Here is a 25,777-nt window from a genome sequence, read left to right on the forward strand (position 1 = left end):
ATGACTGACAAGACTTTTCTGGTGGAGATCGGCACGGAAGAGCTGCCGCCGAAGGCTCTGCGTAATCTGGCGGAATCTTTCGCCGCCAATTTCACCGCGGAACTGGATGCCGCCGGCCTGACTCACGGCGACGTGAAGTGGTTTGCCGCGCCGCGCCGTCTGGCGCTGAAAGTGCCCGGCCTGAGCGCCGCGCAGCCGGACCGTACCGTTGAAAAACGCGGCCCGGCGATCGCCCAGGCGTTTGACGCCGCCGGCCAGCCGACCAAAGCGGCCGAGGGCTGGGCGCGCGGCTGCGGCATCACCGTCGATCAGGCCGAACGGCTGACGACGGATAAAGGCGAATGGCTGTTATACCGCGCGCATGTCAAAGGCGAACGGGCCCAGGCGCTGCTGGCGGGCATGGTCAACGCCTCGCTGGCTAAGCTGCCGATCCCGAAACTGATGCACTGGGGCGACAAAGAAACCCAGTTTGTGCGTCCGGTGCATACCGTGACCCTGCTGCTGGGGGACGAACTGATCCCGGGGCGGGTGCTGGGTATTGATTCCGCCCGCACCCTGCGCGGCCACCGCTTTATGGGCGAGGCGGAATTCACCATCGACAATGCCGATCAATATCCGGACATTCTGCTGAAGCGCGGCAAGGTGGTGGCGGATTACGACCGGCGTAAAACCCAAATCAAAGCCGATGCCGAAGAGGCCGCGCGCAACATCGGCGGCAACGCCGATCTGAGCGACAGCCTGCTGGAGGAAGTGACCTCGCTGGTGGAATGGCCGGTGGTGCTGACCGCCAAATTTGAAGAGAAATTCCTCGCCGTGCCGGCGGAAGCGCTGGTGTATACCATGAAGGGCGACCAGAAATACTTCCCGGTCTATGACGACGGCGGCAGGCTGCTGCCGAACTTTATTTTCGTCGCCAATATTGAATCCGGCGATCCGCAGCAGATTATCGCCGGTAATGAAAAAGTGGTGCGGCCGCGTCTGGCGGACGCCGAGTTCTTCTTCAATACCGACCGCAAAAAACGGCTGGAAGATCATCTGCCGCGTCTGGAAACGGTGCTGTTCCAGCAGCAGCTCGGTTCATTACGAGACAAAACCGACCGTATTCAGGCCTTGGCGGGCTGGGTTGCCGAACAGATCGGCGCCGATGTGAATCACGCCACCCGCGCCGGGCTGTTGTCCAAGTGCGACCTGATGACCAATATGGTGTTTGAATTCACCGACACCCAGGGCGTGATGGGCATGCACTATGCGCGTCACGACGGTGAGGCGGAAGACGTCGCCGTGGCGCTGAATGAGCAGTATCAGCCGCGCTTCGCCGGCGACGACCTGCCTTCCTCCGCGGTGGCCTGCGCGCTGGCGATCGCCGACAAGATGGATACGCTGGCGGGGATTTTCGGCATCGGCCAGCATCCGAAAGGGGATAAAGACCCGTTTGCGTTGCGTCGCGCGGCGTTAGGCGTATTGCGCATCATCGTCGAGAAGCGCCTGCCGCTGGATCTGCAAACCCTGACGGAAGAAGCGGTGCGCCTGTATGGCGACAAGCTGACCAATGTCAGGACGGTGGACGAGGTGATTGAGTTTATGCTCGGCCGCTTCCGCGCCTGGTATCAGGAAGAGGGCCACAGTGTGGACACCATTCAGGCGGTGCTGGCGCGCCGGCCGACCCGTCCGGCGGATTTCGACGCCAGGGTGAAGGCGGTGAGCCATTTCCGTACCCTGGAAGCCGCCGCCGCGCTGGCTGCCGCCAACAAACGCGTGTCCAATATTCTGGCGAAATCCAGCGATACGCTGAAAGCGAGCGTTGATGCGTCGGTATTGAAAGACGCGGCGGAAATCAGGCTGGCGACGCATGTGGTGGTGCTGCGCGACAAGCTGGAGCCGCTGTTCGCCGCGGGACGTTATCAGGAAGCGCTGGCGGAGCTGGCGGCGCTGCGTGAACCGGTTGACGCGTTCTTTGAGCAGGTGATGGTGATGGCCGAGGATCAACGGGTGCGCATTAATCGCCTGACCTTGCTTAATGAGCTGCGAAACCTGTTCCTGAAAGTGGCGGATATCTCTGTGCTGCAATAATTAGCAGCCGTCATAATTAAAACCTGTCCTGAGCATTGGCGTTAGTTAAATGTTCAGGATAGGTTTATTAACATTAAATTTTCCCTTTAACAGCATAAAATTAACCTCTTCCCATCGTCGAATAATACTTTCCCTGGGCATTATTTCTTTTTTTTTTGCGGATTTTAATTAATCTCATTTAAGTTACTTATTTAAATAACATTATAAATCAGTGTATTGTGTATAAATTCCACCTTTTCATTTTTATTAAAACACAATCAAGGTCACAATTCATTTTTTCTGTCTATGCTTATAATACCCATATGGCAGCGCGCATAAAATACAATCCGATGCGTTTATCTTCGGCGATAAAATTGGATGCCACACTATTCTAAAGGGTAAAGTTACTGTCGGCTTATATTCATAACGCATAGTTTTTCGACTTTATATGGCGCATAAAAATATAAAATAACCCGCCATCCTTGTCTGTGGTGAAAACGTTAACGCTTGTAGGTCGACTGTAACGCTATTTTATTTTTCTGAATCTAATAGTTTTTCAATTACAGGAGATTGTTATGAGCTTCATTAATTTCTCTATTCCGCGTGATATCACCTACGGTGAAAATGCGCTGGAGCGGCTGGCGACTCTGCGGGGAAGCAGAGCGGCGATTGTGACCGGCGGCAGCTCGATGAAACGGCACGGTTTCCTGGCAAGAACCGAGCAACTGCTCAAGCAGGCGGGAATGGAGAGCCTGCTGATTGATAACGTGGAGCCCAATCCCTCGGTGGCCACGGTGCAGCGCGGCGCCAAAGCCATGCTGGAATTCAACCCTGACTGGATCGTGGCGATCGGCGGAGGGTCGGCGATTGACGCGGCGAAAGTCATGTGGTGTTTCTATGAGCATCCGCATCTGACGCTGGAGGATATTCTGCCGGTAGGCTCGATGCCGCCGCTGCGCAACAAGGCCAAATTCATCGCCATTCCCTCCACCAGCGGTTCGGCTTCGGAAATTACCGCCTTTTCCGTGATTACCGATACGGAAAGCCATATTAAATACCCCATCGTCGCCGCAGATATGGTGCCGGATATCGCCATTCTCGACCCGGCCATTCCGGCAACCTGTCCGCCGCACATTACCGCCCATTCGGGCATGGATGTGTTGACCCACGCGCTGGAAGCCTATGTGTCCACCGCCGCCACCTCGTTTACCGACCCTTACGCGCTGGAGGCCATTCGGCTGGTGTTTGAGAATCTGGAAACCGCTTACCTGTCGCCGGACAATATGCAGGCCCGTTTTCATATGCATAACGCCTCGGCGCTGGCGGGCATCGCCTTTACCAACGCCTCTCTGGGGATTATCCATTCGCTGGCGCACAAGCTCGGCGGCGAATTCGGCGTTACCCACGGTCTGGCCAACGCGATAATGCTGCCGTACGTGATTCAGTACAACAGCCACTGGACCAATAAATATCAGCTGATTGAAAAACGTTTCGGCATTATCAATCTGGCCGCCGCCATCCGCGATCTGAATCACCGGCTAAATATTCCCGACACGCTGCGCGAGTGCGATGAAGTGGATTTCAGCGAAGAGAAATTCAATAAGGTGCTCGACCGCATGAGCAGCAATGCGCTGGCCGATCCCTGTACGTTGACCAATCCCGGCAATCCGCAAGTGGAGGATATGAAGGAACTGTATACCGTCTCCTATTACGGCAATTAACCCCGTACGGTTAACGTCCGCGAGCCGCTTTCCGCTCGCGGACGTTTTTTTGTTTATCTATCCTGCTGTTCAAAAGCGGTTTGCAGCGCCGATACCAGCAGATCGCAACCGGCTTTATCAATCACCAGCGGCGGCGCCAAAACCAGTTTCGGGCCAACCGGACGAACCACCGCCCCCGCATCGCGGGTTGCCTCGGCGATACGAAAAGCCAGATTATTATCGGCCGCCAGGGAGGCTTTGGTCGTTTTATCTTCAACCAGATCAAGCGCGATCATCAACCCTTTGCCGCGCACGTCGCCGACGGAGGGGAAGCGCTGCTCGAAGGATTGCAGCCGACCCAGTAAATATTCCCCCATATGCGCCGCGTTAGCCGGCAGGTTTTCGTTCTCCACAATGTCCAGCACCGCCAGCCCGGCCGCGCAGGCCAGCGGATGACCGCCATAGGTGTAACCCGTCATCAGCAGGCCGCGGGCATCACGGTTTTCCAGATAGGCTGCTTCAATACGCTGGTTGAACACGGTGGCCGAGAGCGGTACATAGCCCGCCGTCAGGGCTTTGGCGAACACCATGATATCGGGTTTGACGCCCCAGCCGCGGGAGCCGAACATCGAACCGCTGCGGCCGAAGCCGGTCACCACTTCGTCGGCTATCAACAGTACGCCGTACCTGTCGCATACTTCCCGCACCAAAGGCCAGAAGTTGGCCGGCGGAACAATGATGCCCCCCGCGCCCTGTATCGGCTCGGCGATAAAGGCCGCAATGGTTTGCGGGCCGTAGTAAAGAATATCACGCTCCAACTGTGCGGCGACCAGCTTGCCCAGCTCAATGGGATCGTCGCAGTTCCAGGGATTGCGATAGAGCCAGGGTGATTCAATCTGGGTGCAGCCCTCCAGCATGGGGCCGTAGTTCAGGCGATAAACCGGCAGCCCGGAGACCGAGGTTCCCCCCATATGGACGCCGTGATAGGCGTTTTTTAGCGAAATAAAACGGGTGCGCTGAGGTTCGCCTTGCAATATCCAATATTGACGCGCGACCTTTAGCGCCGTCTCCACGCCGTCCGACCCGCCCAGGCCGTAAAGTACGCGGCTCATGTCTTCCTGCCGGGTCAGTTGGACGAGCCTGTTCGCCAGCTTTTCCGCCGCGGGGTGGCTCACGCCGTCAAACAACTGGTAGTACGCCAGCTCATCCATCTGTTTAGCGATGGCGGCTTTTACTTCCGGGCGGTTATGGCCGACGTTGACGCACCACAATCCCGCAAAGCCATCCAGCATTTTCCGGCCTTTGTCGTCCCAGATAAACACGCCGTCGCCTTTGACGATGCGCAGCGGATCGCGGCCCGACCAGTCGTTGGGGTGGGCCATTGGGTGCCAGAAGCGGTAGCCGCTATTCCCGGCGGAGGTGTTCGGCATAGTCATAGCAATACTCCGTGAAAAGTTATTAAAGGCTTTCGACGATTTGACCTACTCGCGAGTAGCGTTGCGGATTCAGACGGCGCAAAAAATGCGCGCCCAGAAAGCCGCCCAATGCGACGATCAGCACCAGATAAGGCAAGGATGAAACCACGGGGGAGGCGGAGCCGCTCAATACGTCAAGGTTGCCGACCACCATGATCAGCGCCGCCGACATGCCGAACGCTGAGATAACCGGGGCGATCAGCCGGCTCCACAGGGAAACCCGCAGCGATGCGTGGCGCAGGAAATACACCACCACCGCGACGGAAACGCAAAGCTGCAACAGCAGAATCGACATGCTGCCCAGTGCCGACGCCCAGGAAAAGACGTGCGCCATCGGGTCGAGCCGGGCGAGGGCAAACAGCGCCGTTGCGCAAAACATAAAGACGCCCTGAGCAATGCTTGCCACATAGGGCGTTTGGTGCCTCGGGTGCGTTTTCGCCATTTTCGACCACGCCAGGCCGTCGCGGCTGATGGCGAATAAATAACGTGAAAGGGTATTGTGAAACGCCTGCGCCGCCGCAAAAAGGCTGGTCAGCAGCAGGATGGACATCACATGGATCGCCCAGGGACCCAGTACGCTCTCCGTCACGCTAAAGACGAACATGCCCGGATCCTGTGCCGCCATTGTCGCGATATTTGCCGAACCGGCATACTGCACGAACGCCCAGCCGGTCAGTGCGAAAAAGGCGGTAATCAACGTCACCGCCAGCAGCGTGGCGCGAGGGATGACTTTTCCCGGTTCACGGCACTCTTCCGAGTAAATCGCCGTGGCTTCGAATCCGACAAAAGAGCAGATGGCGAAGATCATGGCGATCCCGATATCGCCATGAAATACGGTTGCCAGGCTGAACGAACTTAACTCGAAGGCGATCGGCCGCGTGAAGATAGCGACATCCGCCAGCAGCACGATACCGACTTCCAGCAGCATCAATACCCCGAGCACCTTGCCGCCCAGCTCGACCTTGGCGATGCCGAGCGCCACCACCAGAATCTGCATGGCCAGTGAAAACAGCCACCAGGGAATAGCCATCCCGGTTTGAACGTGGAGGAACTGCGAGAAAAAGAAGCCAAACATGGCCGTGACGGCAAGCTGTATCGCCGTATAGGCCAGCAGGGCGATGCCTAATCCGGCGATGCCGCAGCGGGTGCCCAGTCCCTGGGCGATATAAGCGTAAAACGCGCCGGCATTGACCACGTAGCGGCTCATGGCAATAAATCCGAAGCTGAAAACGATCAGCAATATCCCCGCCAGAACGTATACGCCCGGTACGCCGGCGCCGTTTCCCGCCATAAAGGCGACGGGCAGTCCCCCGATAACCCCGGTTAACGGCGAGGCGGCCGCAATGACGAAAAAGATGATCGACCACAGTCCCAGACTGCCTTTCTGAAGCTGATTTTTTTGCGGATACCGATTTTGTTGCGGAAAATTGTGCTTTGCCATGTTCCCGTCCCCTTGCTGATGGATCATGGCCAGTCTATGAAGCAGTGGGACGTTGCCGTTATCGAAATCTGGCAAACATTTTAGCCGGGGCAGCGAATGGCTTTAAGGGTCTGGGACGGCAGTTCGCCGAACAGACGTTTATAATCGACGGTAAACTGAGACAGGTGCCAAAATCCCCATTTTGAAGCGATCTCGCTGATATTCGAGGCTTCATTACCCATCACCAGCATCCTTTTCACGCCGTTCAGCCGCATGTTTTTGAGAAAAACCGCCGGACTTTGCCCGGTCACCGTCTCAAAACAGTTCTGTAACGTGCGGCGGGAAGTGTGCGTCATCAGGCATAGCTCATCCATGGTCAGCGGCCGGTCCCGGTTGGCTATCAGCGCTTCCTGCGCTTTGGCCACAACGCGCTGCGCTTTCTGGCGCGAATGTTTTACCGCCGGGGGATGTTTGCCGATCACGTCAAAAAAGGAGAACGCCAATCCTCTGATGTCGCTCTTGAACTGAAGTCTGGCCTGTTTTTCCGCCATCTGTAGCGGATGCTCTATCATGCTGTGGAGCATTGCCGTTATCTGTTGCCTGATGCGTGACGCCAACGCGTCGTTCCTGACGGCGTAAACCGCATGCGGTAATTCATCGATTATGTCCGGGATCAGGGAAAGCGGGATACTTAATACCTGCAATGAAGAGTACTCAGGCGTTTGCAGCATCAATTCGCCGCGCTTGTAAGACCAGGTGACATCCTGCAACGTCAGATTTTTACCCATCCAGCGCGTGTCGCCCGACAGGGCGTTGAATACCCCTAAACAGAGCGTATCCGCGCGGCCTTCACCGCTTTGAAACACCGATTGCGACAGCCGCTCTTCGTAAAATTGCACGCCGTCCAGCCAGGCTTCTTTAATCTCGCCTTCGAATCGGCCCTGCGAAATCTGGTCGTAGCGTAATGACCAGTCGGTAAGGAGTTGACTATGCTGGGCCAGCTCTTGAATATGCGAGGCGCAACGGAAACCATTCTGCTGACTGGAATAAGAAGTGAGTTCCATAATCTGTCCTTACCTGAAAAGAGGGTAACAAAGATCAGCAAAAATCAAGCCAGGAAAATATCGAAATCTGGCAGAATTTTTATCTTTCAAATAAGAAATAGCGGGATTTTGATTTTTAAATCAGGCCTGGTTAAGGTTTAAATATATTTTTCTCGCTATGCCGGCATAAAACCCTCTTTTCCGCTGCACCAATATAGATGAATTGCTCATTTTTGAAGCAATGCTCCCGTCCGCCATCATCTTGACAGGCCGTTGCGGCAAGCGTGTCGGGGGGGCGCCGCTTTTCGCGCTGCGGCATGAACTGACTGATTCGACTATGCTTACGGTTATCCGAAACACGCTTGCGGCGTGTTCTCTATGCGCTAACCACGACCATCGACAAGCATGCAAAACAGGGGTATGGAATGAAAGGATTGATGGAATATCGTTCACGCTGGCTGCTGCCGGCACTGATGTTTTTTATGGCGTTGCAGCTGGCCGGCTGCGGTGACTCCGAGGCCGATCAACGCCGGGCGTTTACCGATTTTCTGCAAAGCGTCCAACTGCAACAGGATGGCAAATTACCGGCGCTCACCGAAGAACAAAAGAAGAGCTTCGGCCCTTTTATCAATGACTACGCGGTATTGACCACCTTTTCCCAGCAGGTGAATCAAGCGGTGGCGGGGAGCCTGACGCCGCTGCTGGAGCAGATCTCCCGTATTCGCGTCCCGCGGGATTATCTGTCGCAGCGCGACAACCTGCGACAGTCCATCGGGGCGCTGAATCTGCTGGGGCAGCAGGTACAGGCCGCAAAAGCCCAGGCGGATAATGCCCGCCGCGCGCTCAAACAGCCGGAAGAATTACAGGTCGCCTATGAACGGCTGTATACGCGGACCGTCACGCAGCCGACCAATGCATTGCTGCCGCTCGTCCCCAGCGCCATCGCCTTTGCGCAAAGTCTGATTCAGGTGGGGGATTACCTTGAGGCCCAGGGCGATCGGGTGGTGTTCGGTGAAGCAACGGTGCAGTTTCATACGCCCCAGCAGGTGGCGCAATACAACAGCATGGTCGCCAACCTGCCGATTCAGCAACGGAATTTAATGACCGCGCTGAAAGGAGTAAACGGCGTTCTCCGTCCATAATTACCCCGCCATACGTCTAATCCGGCGACGCAATGAAAATAAATTGTGATTTGCGTCGCATAAAACAAACAAGCACCCATCTCTAAAATGTGACGTTCATCACATATATGGCGTGAACGCCATCCCCAAACTTGCCATTTTTTTAATTTTTTATCTTTTTTTGTGAACTGAGTCACCTGTTTGTATCGTTGGTGTGGGGTGTTTGTGTGATTTATGTCACAAAAATGCCGCCATGTTGCGCTATTGAAACGGAGTGCTAGAGTCCGCGTTACATACAGTAACACCGGCGGATAGGCGTTATACCGTCTCACAATAATTATCACGCGCTCTTATTGTCAGCGCGTTTCAATAGGGGTGTGTTTTTATGCTTTCACCAGATATCAAGATCAAAGTTCAGAACTTTGGTCGCTTTCTGAGCAACATGGTGATGCCCAATATCGGCGCATTTATCGCCTGGGGTATTATTACCGCACTGTTTATACCTACGGGCTGGATCCCCAACGAGACGCTGGCGAAACTCGTCGGGCCGATGGTTAGCTATCTGCTGCCGCTGCTGATCGGCTATACCGGCGGCCGCCTGGTGTTCGGCGAACGCGGCGGCGTGGTCGGGGCGATCACCACCATGGGGGTGATTGCCGGTACGGATATTCCAATGTTCCTCGGCGCCATGATCGTCGGCCCGTTGGGCGGCTGGGCGATTAAACGTTTCGACGGCCTGGTTGACGGCAAAATCAAAAGCGGTTTTGAAATGCTGGTCAACAACTTCTCCGCCGGCATTATCGGTATGCTGCTGGCGATCCTGTCGTTTCTGGCCATCGGTCCGCTGGTCGAAGTCTTTTCCCAGGTTCTGGCCGCCGGCGTCAAGATCATGGTGCAGAACAGCCTGCTGCCGCTGACCTCTATTTTCGTTGAGCCGGCAAAAATTCTGTTCCTCAACAACGCCATCAACCACGGCATTTTCTCGCCGCTGGGTATTCAGCAGGCGACGGAGACCGGGAAATCCATCTTCTTCCTGATCGAGGCTAACCCAGGCCCCGGTATGGGCGTGCTGATGGCCTATATGTTCTTTGGCCGCGGCAATGCGAAAGAGTCCGCGCCGGGCGCGGCGATCATCCACTTCTTCGGCGGCATCCACGAAATTTATTTCCCTTATGTGCTGATGAACCCGCGGCTGATTATTGCGGTGATCCTGGGCGGGATGACCGGCGTATTTACGCTGAGCCTGCTGAACGGCGGCCTGATCTCTCCGGCGTCGCCGGGTTCTATTCTGGCGGTATTGGCCATGACGCCGAAAGGCGCCTATTTCGCCAACGTAGTGGCGATTGCGGCGGCCTTCGCGGTTTCCTTCGTCGTTGCCGCCGTTCTGCTGAAAAGCGGTAAAAACAAGGGCGAGGAAGATATTGGCGAGGCCACCCGCCGGGTGCAGGATATGAAAGCGACCTCCAAGGGCCAAAGCCGCGCCAATGGCGGCGTTAGCGGCGACCTGAGCACGGTACGTAAAATCATCGTCGCCTGTGATGCCGGCATGGGGTCCAGCGCCATGGGGGCCGGGGTGCTGCGCAAAAAAGTGCAGGATGCCGGGCTAAGCAATATTTCGGTGACCAACAACGCCATCAACAACCTGCCGGACGATGTCGATCTGGTGATCACCCACCGCGATCTCACCGAACGCGCCCTGCGCCATGCGCCGCAGGCGCAGCATATCTCGCTGACCAATTTCCTCGACAGCCAACTGTACAGCGATCTGGTGGCGCGTCTTGCCGCGGCGCAGGGCGAAGCTTCTGACCAGCCCGCGGCGGTTGCCCCGCCGGCCGACGCCGCTGCAGCGCCAAATCTGTTCCAGCTCGGCGCCGAGAATATTTTCCTTAATCAGCACGCGGCGGATAAAGAACAGGCCATTCGTTTTGCCGGCGAGCAGCTGGTGCAGGGCGGCTTTGTCAAGCCGGAATACGTGGATGCCATGCTGGAGCGTGAAAAGCTGACTTCCACCTATCTGGGCGAATCCATTGCGGTGCCGCACGGCACCATCGAAGCGAAAGACCAGGTACTGAAAACCGGCGTGGTGTTCTGCCAGTACCCCGACGGCGTGCGTTTCGGCGAGAGCGAGGATGACGTCGCGCGTTTGGTTATCGGTATCGCCGCCCGTAATAACGAGCACATTCAGGTAATTACCAGCCTGACCAATGCGCTGGATGATGAAGCGGTGATTGAACGCCTGACGCATACCCAGGACGCGCAGGAAGTGCTTGACCTGCTGTCCGGTAAAAAGAACGCCTGACTATAGGGTAGCGCCGCCCGCGGGCGGCCTCTTTTTTCTTCGTTCTAAAAGGGTAAGTATAATGAAAGCATTACATTTCGGTGCCGGTAATATCGGCCGTGGATTTATCGGCAAGCTGTTGGCCGACGCCAATATCGAACTGACGTTCGCCGACGTCAGCCAGCCGCTGCTGGAGGCGTTGAATAGTCGCAAAAGCTATCAGGTGCGTATTGTGGGAGAGCAAACGCAGACCGAAACCGTCAGTAACGTGAGCGCGGTTCACAGCGGCGGCCAGGAAGCGGCGGCGCTGATTGCCGACGTCGATCTGGTTACCACGGCCGTCGGGCCGCAGATTCTGGAAAAGATTGCCGGGACCATCGCCCAGGGGCTGGTGAAACGTCAGGATAACGGCAATGCGCGGCCGCTGAATATTATCGCCTGTGAAAATATGGTGCGCGGCACCAGCCAGCTTAAGCAGCACGTGCTGAAACTGCTGCCGCAAGATAAGCTGGAGTGGGTGGCGGAGCACGTGGGATTCGTCGACTCCGCGGTCGACCGTATCGTGCCGCCTTCCGAGGCCGGCAGCAGCGATGTGCTGGCGGTGACGGTGGAAACCTTCAGCGAATGGATCGTCGACCGGACCCAGTTCAGCGGAGAGCCGCCGGCCATCCCCGGTATGGAGCTGACCGATAACCTGATGGCGTTCGTCGAGCGCAAGCTGTTTACGCTGAACACCGGTCATGCCATTACCGCCTATCTGGGCCGGCAGGCCGCACATCAGACCATCCGCGACGCCATTCTCGATCCGCAGGTGCGCGCCGTGGTCAAAGGGGCGATGGAAGAGAGCGGCGCGGTGCTGATTAAACGCTACGGTTTTGACGCCGATAAACACGCCGCCTATATCGATAAGATTCTTGGCCGTTTTGAAAATCCCTACCTGCACGATGACGTGGAGCGCGTGGGGCGCCAGCCGCTGCGTAAGCTGAGCGCCGGCGACCGGCTGATTAAGCCGCTGCTGGGGACGCTGGAATATCAACTGCCGCACGACAACCTGATTATCGGTATCGCGGCGGCGATGCATTACCGCAGCGAGCAGGATCCGCAGGCGCAGGAACTGGCCGCACTGCTGCAAAAACTGGGGCCGCAGGCCGCGCTGGCGCAGATTTCCGGTCTGGACGCCGACAGTAAGGTTGTCGCGCAGGCGGTGAATGTGTATAACGCCATGCGGTGATCGGCGCGTCTCGGCACAAGGCAGGTTTTGCCTTGGCCTGATTCCCGCGGGCGTTCGCAACCTTGATGTTGGGAGCAGGCGATGTCGGATATAACCGATGTCGCCGCACTCGCCGGCGAGCCATATTACCGGAGGTGGGACCGATCTGTGCGCGGGCTAAAGGTACGAGAAGGGACGATGGAAGAAACACAGGCGTTTGAAAACCGGGTGCTGGAAGCGCTGAATGCGGCGACGACGGTGCGCAGCTTTATGCTGCGGGCCGTTGAGCTGTTGGCCGAGGCGGCCGGCATCCTGATGTTGCAGGTGTTTCGCAAGGATGACTATGCGGTAAAATATGCGGTTGAGCCGCTGATGACGGGAAGCGGTCCGCTGGGCGCGCTTTCCGTGCGCCTCAAGCTGATTTACGGATTGGGGATGATCAGCCGTAATGAGTATGAGGATGCCGAATTGCTGATGGCGCTGGGTGAAGAGCTGGCGCACGACGAGCGTGATTACCGCTTTACCGATGATGAAATTCTCGGCCCGATTGGCGAATTGCACTGCGTCAGCGCGCTGCCCGCCGAGCCGCCCCTGCCCGCCGGCGGCGACCCGGGGGATCGGTTGCTGATTAGTATGCGCCAACAGCGTTATCAGCAGATGGTTCGCTCCACGCTGGTGCTGTCGCTCACGGAGCTGATTTCCCAAATCAGCTTGAAAAAAGCCTTTTGACCGCTGTTTCTCCTCCCTCGTCCACTGCACCGGCAACCGGTTTAGTGTATGCTTGTGCCCCCGCATGATTCTCCCCGTACATAGGTTTATTAGGTTATGAAAGAGCAGGAAAAAGCAGAAATAAAACGCCTCAGCGATCAGTTGGATAAGTTGAACCGTAAGCAGGTCACGCTGCTGGAACAAGGGGATGCGGAAGCGATAACCCTTAATCAGGAAGCATGCGGGAAGCTGGCGGCGGAAATTGAGCGCCTGCGTAATGTCAGAGAGCAGAAGCTCAGCCTGGAAGCGCAAAAGCTGACCCGTCTGCCGTTTAGCCGCGCCATCAGCAAAAAAGAGCAGGCCAATTTGGGCGCGTTGAAGAAAAGCGTACGCGGATTGGTGGTGGTGCACCCCATGACGGCGCTGGGGCGTGAAATGGGCCTGAAAGAGATGACGGGCTACGCGCCAAAACCCTTTTAGGCCGCGCCTCCCGTCCTTCTCCTCCGTCATGTCCGCAGATTCCCGCCTGCTGCCGCGGGAATGACGGGCAGTGGCGGGGATGACCGTCGCGGGATGACTATGCCTGAGCGGCTTTGTCAGCAACCTCTCTTGCTTACCGCCATTACTTTTTATAGCCCAACTGGGGCGATGAACGGGAAAACGCGATGCCGGCCGGCGTTGTCTCGTCCTGTGAGGTCGCCAGACGAAAGACGGAAACGGCCTGTTTGAGCAGCGTCGCCTGCTCTTCGAGCGAGTCCGCCGCCGCCGAGGATTGTTGTACCAGCGCGGCGTTCTGCTGGGTGGTGCTGTCCATTTCCACAATCGCCTGACTGATCTGGGTAATTCCGCGGCTCTGTTCATCGGAAGCCGTGGCTATCTCGCCCATAATGTCATGCACCTGCGTCACGGACGTGACGACATCATGAATGGTTTTACCCGCATTGCCGACCAGCGTGGCGCCGTGCCCGATCTGGCTGACCGTCTCGGCAATCAATCCCTCAATCTCTTTGGCCGCCTGCGAACTGCGCTGCGCCAGATTGCGCACTTCGCCGGCCACCACGGCGAAACCCCGGCCTTGCTCGCCGGCGCGGGCGGCTTCAACCGCGGCGTTCAGCGCCAGAATATTGGTCTGGAAGGCGATGCCGTTAATCACCGAGGTGATCTCGGCGATACGCTTGGAGCTGTGTTCAATATCGTTCATGGTTTTCACCACGTTGTTCACCTGCTCGCCGCCTTGTTTCGCGGTCTGGGATGCGCCGATCACCAGGGTGTTGGCGTGGTGGGCGTTGTCGGCGTTCTGTTTGACCGTTGCGGTGAGCTGCTCCATGCTGGCGGCGGTCTGCTCAACGGCGGCCGCCTGTTGCTCGGTACGGGAGGAGAGGTCGGTGTTGCCGGCGACGATCTCCCCCGCGGCGGTGAAGATCTGACTGACGCCGATGCGGATCTCGTCGATCATGTTATGCAGATTGGCATTCATTTTCGCCATCGCCCGGATCAGCTGCCCCAGTTCATCGCGGCGGGTGGTTTCGACGGTCATGGTCAGATCGCCGGTGGCGATGCGTTCGGCCATATCCAGCGTGGTATTCAGCGGGGTGGTGATCTGGCGTGAGATAAACCAGGAGATCAGTAACCCGAGGATAAGGGTAATCAGCGCGGTAACGCCCATCTGGATCTCGGAAGCGCGAATATCCTGCTGGGTGAGCTGTAGCTGATCCTGAAGCAGGGATTGGATGATGGCATTGAGTTCGTCGGCGCTGGCCGCCATTTGCCGCGCCTGGGTCAGCTCTTCCTGATAGGCCGGCATATAAGCCTTGGCCCGCTCTTCATAGCTATTCATGGTGTTCAGGACCGGCGCGAGTATCGCCTGTTGTTCGGCGGGCAGGCTCTGGTGCAGCGTGGTCAACGAGGTTTGCGCCTCGTCAATGGCGGCGGCGAGTTCATCCGCGGATTCCTTATCCCGGGATAACAGCATGCCGCGGACATGATAACGAACCGCCGTCAGTTTCAGGTTCAGATCGGCAAGCAGCAACTGAAGCGTCAGATTATAACCGTCGGCATTTAATTGATCGCCCAGTTCTTTTAATGGTTTTCCCGTTTCGGAAATATTCCAGCTTTTCCTGACGTCGTCCTTTTTGTGAATGGCATCAACGTAGTTTTTCTGCCGTTGCTGATATTCGGCGATAACGGTTTCGATATGGGTGAATTGTTCTCTGGCTTTTTCCGGCCAGTTCCAGCCTTTGGCATCAGATACATACTTATTGATATTATCAATATGAGTAATATTTTGCTTTATATCTTCCGGGGAGTATGTGGCGCTATAGCGTACCCGATAATATTTCGCCTGGTTAATTTCATTATTGATATTGTTGCTTAAATTGACTTTATCAATACTTCCTTTTAATTCTTCAATATGCATGACGCCTGCGCCGGCAATAATTACCGTCATTATTAAGATCAGGAAGAAGCCTAAGCCTAATTTCTTACCGACGTTGATATTTTCAAATTTTATAGCCATTTTGTTTCTTCCACTATCTTATGAACTGAATACTGACTCTGGTTTCGTCCCCGTATTGCGAATGACGGGGGACGGCGCCACGAGATTGTCGTGTGAGATACAACATATCGGTATAAAAATCATACGATAGGATCACAGTTAATTTATCGGCAATTTATGGAGAATCTTTACTATACCCGTCATACTTCAAGCTGCAGATGCGTTGGCTGCGCTCAGTCACCCGAATCACTTACTTTAGTAAGCTCATCGGGATTCCTTCCCTTGCCGCCTTCCTGCAACTCGAATTATTTAGGGTATATCTCTATTGCTTATCAATATGCAAATAAAGTCTGGGAGAGGGGGAATATTCGATAATTTATAATAAAAAACCGGAATAACGACGGTTATTCCGGTTTGCTTTGCGACCGCCCGGGCAGGGCGGCGGCGGGAAACGGCTTATTTTTTCGCTTCCGCGAAACGTTTGGCCGCTTCGTCCCAGTTTACGACGTTCCAGAACGCTTTGATGTAATCCGGGCGACGGTTCTGATATTTCAGATAATAGGCATGTTCCCACACGTCCAGACCCAGGATAGGGTAGCCGGATGCGCCGGAAATAGCTTCGCCCGACAGCGGGCTATCCTGATTGGCCGTGGATACCACCGCCAGTTTGCCGTCATCTTTCAGCACCAGCCAGGCCCAGCCGGAACCAAAGCGGGTTGCTGCGGCCTGTTCAAATTTTTCTTTGAAAGTATCGATGCTGCCGAAATCACGCTCAATGGCGGCTTTCAAATCGCCAGCCAGCGTGGTGCCCAGCTTCAGGCCTTTCCAGAACAGGCTGTGGTTGGCGTGCCCGCCGACGTTGTTACGTAAAACGGTTTTTTTCTCTGCCGGCACTTTGTCCAACTGGGTAAGCAGCTCGTCTGGGGACAGCTTGGCGAATTCAGGCAGGGATTCCAGCGCCGCGTTAGCATTATTGACGTAGGTCTGGTGGTGTTTGGTGTGATGGATTTCCATCGTTTGCTTGTCGAAATGGGGTTCCAGTGCGTCATAAGCATAAGGCAGGGATGGCAGTGAATAACTCATGTTTAGCATCTCCGTGGTTATAGTGCTGAGTAATTGTAGTGGTGAACTGCGCCGTACCGAAACGCGACCTTGCTCACAATTTCCTAGGTCCGGTACAAGGACAGTATGCGGCGCTGATTTTGTTAGCACCGCGTAAGCACTACGTTCATTATAGTTAATTAAATGATATTGAAAATGATTATTCTCGTCCAAACGCGGTCATCTGCCGGCGTTTAACCCAATATAACAAGCGCTTATGTGGTTAGGGTATGAGGTAAAAACAAATCGGTCTAAGCTCGGCGGGCGCCCGGGGTATGATTTTCCGCCGCCGCGCTACTCGCTCAGACGCTGCGGATGAGTATAGATGGTGGCCCGCCCCGGACGACAGAACCCCGCCAGCGTCAGGTTGCAGCGCTCGGCCACCTCGACGGCCAGCGAGGTGGCGGCGGAAACCGCGAACAGGATCTCCACGCCGCACATGGCGGATTTTTGCACCATCTCGTAGCTGGCGCGGCTGGAAACCAGCACCGCGCCCTGCCGCCACGGCTGTTTTGCCCGCATGCCGAGCAGCTTATCCAGCGCCACGTGGCGGCCGACGTCTTCACAGCCGCCGCGCAGTGCGCCGTCCGGCGTAATCCAGGCCGCGGCATGGGTGCAGCCGGTTAACTGGCCCGCCAGCTGTACCTGCTGCAGCTGCGCCAGCGCCGATTCAAGGCGGCTGAGCGAAAAGGTCTGGGTAAATGGCAGGGGCGCAACCGGTTTGCCGATCTCCGCCAACTGCTCCACCCCGCAGACGCCGCACCCGGTGCGGCCGTCCATCGCCCGTCTGCGGTTTTTTAAACCGGCGAAGCGGCGGCTGGAAAGTTCGATTTGCACCTCAATGCCGTTGCATACCGGCTGAACATCGATGCCGTAGATATCCTGCGGTGCGGCGATGATGCCTTCCGACAGCGAAAACCCCAGCGCAAACAGCTCCAGGTCTTTCGGCGACGCCATCATCACCACGTGTGAAATACCGTTGTAGACCAGCGCCACGGGCACTTCTTCCGCCAGCCAGTCGGCCTGCGGCTGCGTCAGCGCGCCCTGATGGCTGACGGTACGCTGACAGGCTCCCGCGGGGGGAGTAACCGTTTGTGGGATAACGCCTTTCACCTGAAATACCTGCAAGTTAATCGCTTTTAATCAATGGCGCTATTATTTCACCGCCTCCCCGCGGATGCGAACTTTTCTCTGCAAACAGCGATCGTGCCCGCGTCATGGTTGTGAATTTGTTGATTGATGGTTGCTAAATTGTGACTTGCTTCGAAAAGTTGCCATTCTCTCTGACCGGCGGCTGTCATAACGCGCTATCCCCGCATACGATTTAACCATGCTCACCGCGCAGCGACCGTTTTCCTATAGCCTCTATTTCCACTGCGGTTCCGCCGCGTACCCCAACCGCGAAAAGGAGACTGAAATGGCACATATCACACCTGAAGGCCGGCTTATTTCCGATGAGTATGGCGCGCCTAATCTGAAAAAACGCTATGACAACTTTATCGGCGGAGCCTGGGTTCCGCCCGACGGAGGTGAGTATTTTGTTAATCTGACGCCGATTACCGGCCGACCTCTATGCGAGGTGGCCAGCTCTACCGCGCGGGATGTTGATTATGCGCTGGATGCCGCCCACCAGGCGAAGGCCGAATGGGGCGCCATGCCGGTACAGGAGCGCGCGCTGCTTCTGAATCGTGTCGCCGACAGGATGGAGCAAAACCTCGACCTGCTGGCCAGCGTGGAAACCTGGGATAACGGTAAACCGATCCGTGAAACCAGCGGCGCGGATGTCCCGCTGGCCATTGACCACTTCCGCTATTTTGCCGCCTGCATCCGTTCTCAGGAGGGGGCGATCAGTGAGATCGACGGCGACACCGTGGCGTATCACTTCCATGAGCCGCTGGGCGTGGTGGGGCAGATTATCCCCTGGAACTTCCCGCTATTGATGGCCTGCTGGAAGATGGCGCCGGCGCTGGCGGCGGGAAACTGTATTGTGCTGAAACCGGCCAAGCTGACGCCGCTGTCGGTGCTTGTTCTGATGGAGCTGATTCAGGACATTCTGCCGCCGGGCGTGATTAACGTGGTGAACGGGTCGGGCAGCGAAATTGGCGAATATCTGGCGACGTCGAAGCGTATCGCCAAAGTGGCGTTTACCGGCTCCACCGAGGTCGGCCAGCAAATCATGGGCTATGCCGCCCAGAACGTGACGCCGGTGACGCTGGAACTGGGGGGTAAATCGCCCAATATTTTCTTTGCGGATGTGATGGACAAAGAGGACAGCTTCTTTGACAAGGTGCTGGAAGGGTTCACGCTGTTTGCCTTTAATCAGGGTGAAGTCTGTACCTGTCCGAGCCGGGCGCTGGTGCAGGAGTCGATCTACGATCGTTTTATGGAGAGAGCGATTAAACGCGTGGAGTCCATCCGCATCGGCAACCCGCTGGACGGCAACACCATGATGGGCGCGCAGGTGTCCGCCGGGCAGTTGGACACCATCCTCAACTATATCGATATCGGCAAGAAAGAGGGCGCGCGCGTGCTGACCGGCGGCCAGCGCAAAGAGATGGCGGGCGAACTGTCCCAGGGCTATTATCTGGAGCCCACCATTCTGTTCGGCAACAACAGCATGCGCGTTTTCCAGGAAGAGATTTTCGGGCCGGTGCTGGCGGTAACCACCTTTAAAACCATGGACGACGCGCTGGAAATCGCCAACGACACCGAGTATGGGCTCGGCGCGGGCGTATGGAGCCGCAACGGCAATGTCGCCTACCGCATGGGGCGCGGCATTCAGGCCGGACGCGTCTGGACCAACTGCTACCACGCCTACCCGGCGCACGCCGCGTTTGGCGGTTACAAGCAGTCGGGGATCGGGCGTGAAAACCACAAGATGATGCTGGAGCATTACCAGCAAACCAAATGCCTGCTGGTGAGTTATTCGGATAAGCCGATGGGGCTGTTCTGATTCCTTTCTCAATTATGGGCCGTTAGGAGACTAACGGCCTTTTCCAACAGCGCCCCGCCGCGATTTTTCCCCCGATTCCGCCCTCCGCCGATTGTGCCGACGCGGAACAGGCACTACGCTACTTTTACCTATTGAATAAACACCCTATTTTAAGAGGCGGTGCATGACCGATAAGATCGGCTGGATTGATAATTTACGCGCCGTGGCCTGCATGATGGTCGTTCTGATCCACAGCACCACCTATTACATTACCGCCGGCGGCGCGCCGGGCGATGTCCACTGGGATGTGGCGAATATCCTTAATTCGGCCTCGCGGGTTTGCGTGCCGCTGTTCTTTATGATCTCGGGCTATCTGTTTTTCGGCGAGCGCAGCGCCCGGCGGAAACATTTTACGCGCGTTGGTTTATGCATCCTGTTCTATAGCGCTATCGCCTTGATTTATATCGCCGCGTTAACGCCAATCAACCCGCTGAACGCCGTCAGGCAGGTTCTGCAAAAGCCGATTTTTTATCACCTGTGGTTTTTCTACGCCATTGCGGTGATCTACCTGTTCTCGCCGCTTATCCGCGTCAAGCCGGCGCCGGGAAAGTATCTGGCTATTTTTATCGTGGTGCTGGCGGCGATCGCCAACCCCAATACGGGCAGCGTTGAATTTGCCGGCGTCAAACTGTTGCCGGTTAATCTCTATATCTACGGCGATACCTTTTACTATTTGCTGTACGCGGTGGTCGGGCGGGCGTTAGGGATGCTGGATATCCCCCGCCGCGTGGCGCTGGCCGCTATTCCGCTGTTTATTTTATGCGTGTTGCTGGTGGCGATAGGCACCAAGCACCACACGCTGCTGAACGATAATTTTACCCAGCTGTTTTATATCTACTGCGGGCCGCTGGTGTTTCTGGCGGCGGTCAGTCTGCTGGCGATATTCAAACGCTGGATGAACCACCGGGTTTGGCCCGGATTAGCCTTGATATCGCGCCATTCGCTGGCGATTTACGGTTTCCATGCGCTGATTATCCATTACCTGCGTACCCATGATATGGCGATCTCGACCCGCCCGCTGCTGGATATTTTCTATATCTTTATCGTTGCGCTACTGAGTAGCCTGCTGCTGTCGATGGCGCTGCAGAAAATCGATACCCGGCGCCTGGTCAGCTAAGATGAAGTGACAAAGAAGGCCGAATCGGGACATGATAGGGGTAAATCGGGACCATTTACCGGAATGACGTAAACCTTTATCTCATAGGCAGCAGAAAGCGGAGCAGAGATGTTAAAGACAGTGGGTAAGTTATTCGTTATCGGCTGGTTAATCGGCGGATTAAGCGCCTGTGATAATCCGTCGGATAACAACAAGCCGGATCCGCAGCCAACGCCGCCGCCGTTGCAGGCGCCGGAAAATAAACCCGTCGCGCCGGTTGAGCCGCCCGCCGCGCCTGAAGCGCCGGCGCACAAGATTTCGCTGCAAAAAGGCAAAATCAGCTTTATGCTGCCGGATGCCTTTTCCGATCAAACCCCGCCGGATGACGTCAACAACGGCGACGCGGGCAAAACGCATCTGTTTATCAATAGCGCTTCGCGTCAGCAGGTGGTGTTCTCCGTGGTGCCGCCGCCGGCGGGGCAGATTTTGCGCGCGACCGAGGCGGGGCTGGAGAGCCTGGGAAACGACATTTTCACCAATATGCAGGGGCAGTATCAGCATATAAAACGGATACGGCAGCAGCCCGTCACCATCGGCAAGCTACCCCTGCAGCGCATGGATAATGAACTACAGGTCGGCGGCCAGCCGGTGAACTCGATGCTGCTCTACGCCGTGTGGCAGAAGAAAATAGTGACGTTGCAAATCAACACCCCGGCCAACCGCGGAGATATCCATCAGGCGCTGATTGAACAGGTGCTGGCGTCGCTGAACTTTACATAACCCGCCGCGCTAATGGTCCGACATCAGCGGACGAAGCTGCCGGTATAGCGCGGTAAAGGTTTCTCGCTGCTGCGCATAGTAGGCGTGGCGTTGCGCATCAGGCTGATGGACCTGTTCCAAAGGCAACTGGGGCAATAACGCGTCCAGCGGCGTCTCGGGGTTTATCGCGATCTGCGCCAGGCGTGCGGCCCCCAAGGCCGGCCCCACGTCGCCGCCGGTGCGGTATTCCAGCTCGTGCCCGCTGATATCCGCCAGCATTTGCCGCCAGTAGGCGCTACGCGCGCCGCCGCCAATCAGCGTGATGCGGCTGGGCTGCAACCCCGTCATATGCAGGGCGTCCATGCCGTCGGCGAGGGCGAAGCCGACGCCTTCCAGTACCGAGCGAACCAGTTCAGTGCGGCCGTGCTGATGCGTCAGCCCCCAGAAAGCGCCTTTGGCGTGGGGATTGTTATGCGGCGTACGTTCGCCGGAGAGATAGGGCAGGAACCACAGCGGCGTGGCAGTGTCATCCGCGGGCGTCTCGGCAACCTCCTGTAGCAGCGCGGGAACGCTGGGCGCATGCGTCAGGCGGGCCACCCAGTCAATACAGGAGGCGGCGCTCAGCATCACCGACATCAGGTGCCAGGTATCAGGCAGTGCGTGGCAAAAGCTATGGACGGCGCGCTGCGGATTGCTGAGAAAACCGTCGCTGACGGCAAAGTAAACGCCGGATGTGCCGAGCGACAACATCGCCTGTCCGGCCTGATAGAGTCCGACCCCAATCGCCCCGGCGGCGTTATCGCCTCCGCCGGCAATGACCGGGATGCTGTTCATTCCCCAGCGCTGCGCCGTCTCCGGCCGCAGATATCCGGTGATCTGATTTCCTTCATATAGGGCCGGCATGTGCTCCCGCGTCAGGGAGCAGGCGTCCAGCAATACCTCGCTCCAGTCGCGTTGCGCCACGTCCAGCCACAGCGTTCCCGCCGCGTCGGACATATCGCTGGCGAATTCGCCGGTCAGACGCCAGCGCAGATAATCCTTGGGCAGTAACACCTTGTCGATCTGACGAAAGATCTCCGCTTCGTGTTCCTGTACCCATTTCAGCTTGGGCGCGGTGAAGCCCGGCATCATCAGGTTGCCGGTAATCTGCCGCGAGGTCGGCACCTGTTGTTCCAATTCCCGGCACTGCGGCGCGCTGCGTCCGTCATTCCACAAAATGGCCGGCCGCAGCACTCGCTGCCGCGCATCCAGCAGCGTGGCGCCGTGCATCTGCCCGGTCAGCCCCAGCGCTTTAACCGCCCGCAGGTCGTGCTGCGCCGCCAGCGCCTGCAATGCGCTATCGGTCGCCTGCCACCATGCATCGGGCGATTGTTCCGACCACAACGGATGAGGGCGGGATACGGTTAATGCGGCGCTGTGACTGGCGATAACCTCTCCCGCTTCATTCAGTAAAATGGCTTTAACGCCAGAGGTGCCGAGATCGATACCGATGTACATGAAGGACTCCTGGAACGGTTAAGGGATGCGGGCTACGCCTTATACCGCCGTCATGCCCGCGCAGGCTAGCGGGACGCCGGATAAGGGATGAGCCGATAAGCCCGTATTATCCAAATAAATAACGGTTAACGATATTCTCCAGCAATTCCTGATGGCCGCTCTGGTGCTGCGGCGCCAGTTGGCGGCTTTCCGCATAGCCGGCCAGTGATTCCAGCGACGCCTTGCCTTGCAGGATCTGCTGCCCCAGCTCTCCGTTCCAGCCCGCGTAGCGTTTGGCAACCAGCTGATTCAGTTGGTCGTCTTCGATCATCCGGGCGGCGGCTTTGAGCGACAGCGCCAGGGTGTCCATGGCGCCGATGTGGGCATGGAAGAGATCGTAGCGGTCGGTGCTTTGGCGGCGGACTTTGGCGTCAAAATTCAGGCCGCCGGTGGTGAAGCCGCCTGCTTTGAGGATTTCATACATCACCAGCGTATTCTCTTCCACGCTGTTGGGGAACTGGTCGGTATCCCAGCCCAGTTGCGGATCGCCCCGATTGGCGTCCACCGATCCAAAAACGCCCAGCGCGATGGCGGTGGCGATTTCATGGTGGAACGAATGGCCCGCCAGCGTGGCATGGTTGGCTTCCACGTTGACCTTGATCTCTTTTTCCAATCCGAACTGTTTAAGAAAACCATAAACCGTGGCTACGTCGTAGTCGTATTGGTGTTTGGTCGGCTCCTGCGGCTTGGGTTCGATCAGCAAGGCTCCCTGGAAGCCGATTTTGTGTTTATGCTCGACCACCATTTGCATAAAGCGGCCAATCTGTTCGCGCTCCCGGCGCAGATCGGTGTTAAGCAGGGTTTCGTAACCTTCGCGCCCGCCCCACAGTACATAGTTTTCGCCGCCCAGCTTCTGGGTGGCGTTCATGGCGCTGAACACCTGCGTGGCCGCCCAGGCGAAAACTTCGGGGTCCGGATTGGTCGCCGCGCCGGCGCCGTAGCGGGGGTTGGTGAAACAGTTTGCCGTGCCCCACAGCAGCTTGACCCCGCTGCTCTGCTGTTTTTCCGCCAATACGTCGGTGATGGCGGCGAAGTTATTCAGGTATTCCTTGAGCGAAGCGCCCTCGGGCGCCACATCCACATCGTGGAAACAGTAATAGGGCACATCCAGTTTTTGAAAGAATTCAAATGCGATGTCGGCTTTGCGTTTGGCCAGCGCCAGCGCGTCTCCCGCTTGCTGCCACGGGCGTTCAAAGGCGCCGACGCCAAACATGTCTGAGCCGTTCCAGCAGAAAGTGTGCCAGTAAGCGACCGCGAAGCGTAAATGGTCCGCCATGCGTTTCCCCAGAATTTCCTGCTCGGGGTTGTAGTGGCGGAAAGCGAAGGGATTGTCGCTCTGGCCGCCTTCATAGCGGACTTTTTCGATCTGGGGAAAATAGGGTTGCATCGTTTGACTCCTTAGCGGCCTTCCCGAGGGAAGAGAGGTATAGGTTTTATATTTAGTCCGGATAGCGATTTACTCAATTACGTTATTTAACACTGAAATTAAGAGAATTATTAAATGTGCGCTGGGTCGCAAAAATATTAACGGATTAATCTGAATATGCTTCGCAGTTTATAAAAATAGAAAAATAACGCTGAACAATAAAATATGACGGGTATCAAAAAATAGAAATTAAACCAAAAAACATAATCGGATGATAAAAATCTGTAATTGCTGATGTATGGTTTAACGACAATACTCTGCTGGTTATCGGAGTTCTCCGCCCCGCATTTCAAAAATCAAAAAAGGTACTCTACGATGAAAGTTAAACACTTTTTACTGTCAGCCTGTGCCGCACTCGCTTTAGTAAGCCAACCCGCGTTAAGCAAAGAAGTAAAAATAGGGATGGCGATTGATGACCTACGCCTTGAGCGTTGGCAAAAAGATCGGGATATCTTTGTGGAAAAGGCCAAGGAGCATGGCGCGAGCGTTTTTGTACAATCGGCAAACGGCAATGAAGAAACGCAGATTTCGCAAATAGAAAATATGATTAACCGCGGTGTGGACGTCCTGGTTATTATTCCCTACAACGGTCAGGTGTTAAGTAACGTTATTGCTGAAGCAAAACGTGAAGGAATAAAGGTCCTGGCCTACGACCGTATGATAAACAATGCGGACGTGGATTTTTATATTTCGTTTGATAATGAAAAGGTTGGAGAGTTACAGGCGCAATACCTGGTGGATAAGGTCCCCGAAGGAAATTATTTTTTGATGGGCGGTTCGCCGGTGGATAATAATGCGAAACTGTTCCGCCAGGGACAGGTGAAAGTATTAAAGCCGTTGATTGATAATGGTAAAATCAAAGTGGTGGGCGATCAGTGGGTTGATGCCTGGCTGCCGGAGAACGCGCTGAAAATCATGGAGAATGCGCTGACGGCAAATAATAACAATATCAACGCGGTGGTAGCCTCGAACGATGCGACGGCGGGCGGCGCCATTCAGGCGCTCGCCGCGCAGGGATTATCCGGCAAGGTGGCCATTTCCGGGCAGGATGCGGATCTGGCGGCGATAAAACGCATCGTTGCCGGTACGCAAACCATGACGGTTTATAAACCCATCAGCAAACTGGCCAGAGACGCCGCCGATATCGCGGTTGCCCTGGGCGCGGGCAAGACCCCTGAGTCCAACGCCTCGTTACATAACGGTCTGAAAAACGTTCCGGCATTTTTGTTAACCCCGATCCCCGTTGATAAAGACAATATTGATTCCACGGTGATTGCCGACGGCTTTCATAAAAAAGCGGATGTCTATTAACCCCCGTTTTCTTTGCCCCGAGCCACGCTATGCCGTGGCTCGTGAGTATTCGCTGTCT

Annotated in this window: 19 protein-coding genes; 11 read left to right on the plus strand and 8 right to left on the minus strand. The window is 56.3% G+C overall.

The features are described 5' to 3' along the window. Complete coding sequence (gene glyS, locus MFP24_RS18100; RefSeq protein WP_249231678.1) at window positions 1-2,070, plus strand: glycine--tRNA ligase subunit beta; 2,070 nt, start codon at window positions 1-3, stop codon at window positions 2,068-2,070. Between the two features lie 554 nt (window positions 2,071-2,624). Continuing rightward, the gene (locus tag MFP24_RS18105; RefSeq protein WP_249231679.1) at window positions 2,625-3,770 is read left to right on the plus strand and encodes an iron-containing alcohol dehydrogenase; all 1,146 of its coding nucleotides are present in this window, start codon (window positions 2,625-2,627) and stop codon (window positions 3,768-3,770) included. A 53-nt stretch (window positions 3,771-3,823) separates the two neighbouring features. On the opposite strand, the gene MFP24_RS18110 is transcribed toward MFP24_RS18105, so the two are convergent. From MFP24_RS18110 to MFP24_RS18120, 3 genes are all read right to left on the minus strand, one after another. Beyond that, entirely contained in the window at window positions 3,824-5,185 is a 1,362-nt protein-coding gene (locus tag MFP24_RS18110; RefSeq protein ID WP_249231680.1) for an aminotransferase class III-fold pyridoxal phosphate-dependent enzyme, read from the minus strand. Between the two features lie 22 nt (window positions 5,186-5,207). Next, a complete protein-coding gene (locus tag MFP24_RS18115; protein WP_249231681.1) occupies window positions 5,208-6,665 on the minus strand; it encodes an APC family permease in 1,458 nt (485 codons plus the stop codon). Window positions 6,666-6,745: 80 nt separating this feature from the next. Further along, window positions 6,746-7,708: a helix-turn-helix domain-containing protein gene (locus tag MFP24_RS18120; RefSeq protein ID WP_249231682.1), complete on the minus strand. Its 963-nt coding sequence runs from the start codon at window positions 7,706-7,708 to the stop codon at window positions 6,746-6,748. Window positions 7,709-8,112: 404 nt separating this feature from the next. On the opposite strand from MFP24_RS18120, the gene MFP24_RS18125 reads away from it, so the two are divergent. The 5 genes from MFP24_RS18125 (at window position 8,113) to MFP24_RS18145 (ending at window position 13,484) form a co-directional block, all read left to right on the plus strand. Next, the gene (locus tag MFP24_RS18125) at window positions 8,113-8,829 is read left to right on the plus strand and encodes a DUF3053 domain-containing protein (protein WP_249231683.1); all 717 of its coding nucleotides are present in this window, start codon (window positions 8,113-8,115) and stop codon (window positions 8,827-8,829) included. Window positions 8,830-9,193: 364 nt separating this feature from the next. Beyond that, on the plus strand, window positions 9,194-11,107 hold the full coding sequence (locus tag MFP24_RS18130) for a PTS mannitol transporter subunit IICBA (protein ID WP_249231684.1): 1,914 nt from the start codon (window positions 9,194-9,196) through the stop codon (window positions 11,105-11,107). 61 nt (window positions 11,108-11,168) lie between these two features. Further along, a complete protein-coding gene (locus MFP24_RS18135; protein WP_249231685.1) occupies window positions 11,169-12,317 on the plus strand; it encodes a mannitol-1-phosphate 5-dehydrogenase in 1,149 nt (382 codons plus the stop codon). A gap of 177 nt (window positions 12,318-12,494) precedes the next feature. Continuing rightward, the gene (locus MFP24_RS18140; protein ID WP_249231686.1) at window positions 12,495-13,025 is read left to right on the plus strand and encodes an MltR family transcriptional regulator; all 531 of its coding nucleotides are present in this window, start codon (window positions 12,495-12,497) and stop codon (window positions 13,023-13,025) included. Between the two features lie 96 nt (window positions 13,026-13,121). Further along, on the plus strand, window positions 13,122-13,484 hold the full coding sequence (locus tag MFP24_RS18145; protein ID WP_136164700.1) for a YibL family ribosome-associated protein: 363 nt from the start codon (window positions 13,122-13,124) through the stop codon (window positions 13,482-13,484). A 142-nt stretch (window positions 13,485-13,626) separates the two neighbouring features. Here the strand turns inward: MFP24_RS18145 and MFP24_RS18150 are convergent, their stop codons facing one another. From MFP24_RS18150 to fdhD, 3 genes are all read right to left on the minus strand, one after another. Next, window positions 13,627-15,519 (minus strand): methyl-accepting chemotaxis protein, encoded by a 1,893-nt coding sequence (locus MFP24_RS18150; protein WP_249231687.1) that lies wholly within the window; start codon window positions 15,517-15,519, stop codon window positions 13,627-13,629. Between the two features lie 435 nt (window positions 15,520-15,954). Continuing rightward, window positions 15,955-16,581: a superoxide dismutase [Mn] gene (gene sodA / locus MFP24_RS18155; protein ID WP_249231688.1), complete on the minus strand. Its 627-nt coding sequence runs from the start codon at window positions 16,579-16,581 to the stop codon at window positions 15,955-15,957. 312 nt (window positions 16,582-16,893) lie between these two features. Beyond that, the gene (gene fdhD / locus MFP24_RS18160) at window positions 16,894-17,727 is read right to left on the minus strand and encodes a formate dehydrogenase accessory sulfurtransferase FdhD (protein ID WP_249231689.1); all 834 of its coding nucleotides are present in this window, start codon (window positions 17,725-17,727) and stop codon (window positions 16,894-16,896) included. A gap of 289 nt (window positions 17,728-18,016) precedes the next feature. Between fdhD and exaC the strand changes: the two genes are divergently transcribed. The 3 genes from exaC (at window position 18,017) to MFP24_RS18175 (ending at window position 21,467) form a co-directional block, all read left to right on the plus strand. Continuing rightward, the gene (gene exaC, locus MFP24_RS18165; protein WP_249231690.1) at window positions 18,017-19,552 is read left to right on the plus strand and encodes an acetaldehyde dehydrogenase ExaC; all 1,536 of its coding nucleotides are present in this window, start codon (window positions 18,017-18,019) and stop codon (window positions 19,550-19,552) included. A gap of 163 nt (window positions 19,553-19,715) precedes the next feature. Continuing rightward, window positions 19,716-20,708: an acyltransferase gene (locus tag MFP24_RS18170; protein WP_249231691.1), complete on the plus strand. Its 993-nt coding sequence runs from the start codon at window positions 19,716-19,718 to the stop codon at window positions 20,706-20,708. A gap of 108 nt (window positions 20,709-20,816) precedes the next feature. After that, entirely contained in the window at window positions 20,817-21,467 is a 651-nt protein-coding gene (locus MFP24_RS18175; protein WP_249231692.1) for a DcrB-related protein, read from the plus strand. Between the two features lie 9 nt (window positions 21,468-21,476). On the opposite strand, the gene xylB is transcribed toward MFP24_RS18175, so the two are convergent. Both xylB and xylA read right to left on the minus strand, forming a co-directional pair. Continuing rightward, entirely contained in the window at window positions 21,477-22,943 is a 1,467-nt protein-coding gene (gene xylB, locus MFP24_RS18180) for a xylulokinase (RefSeq protein WP_249231693.1), read from the minus strand. Between the two features lie 106 nt (window positions 22,944-23,049). Beyond that, the gene (xylA, locus tag MFP24_RS18185; protein ID WP_249231694.1) at window positions 23,050-24,369 is read right to left on the minus strand and encodes a xylose isomerase; all 1,320 of its coding nucleotides are present in this window, start codon (window positions 24,367-24,369) and stop codon (window positions 23,050-23,052) included. Between the two features lie 354 nt (window positions 24,370-24,723). Here xylA and xylF point away from each other — a divergent pair, with 354 nt between their 5' ends. Then, the gene (xylF, locus tag MFP24_RS18190) at window positions 24,724-25,719 is read left to right on the plus strand and encodes a D-xylose ABC transporter substrate-binding protein (RefSeq protein ID WP_136164711.1); all 996 of its coding nucleotides are present in this window, start codon (window positions 24,724-24,726) and stop codon (window positions 25,717-25,719) included. The last annotated feature ends 58 nt before the right edge of the window (window positions 25,720-25,777 follow it).

Origin of the sequence: Brenneria tiliae, assembly GCF_023347575.1 — a bacterium.
GTDB classification, from domain to species: domain Bacteria; phylum Pseudomonadota; class Gammaproteobacteria; order Enterobacterales; family Enterobacteriaceae; genus Brenneria; species Brenneria corticis.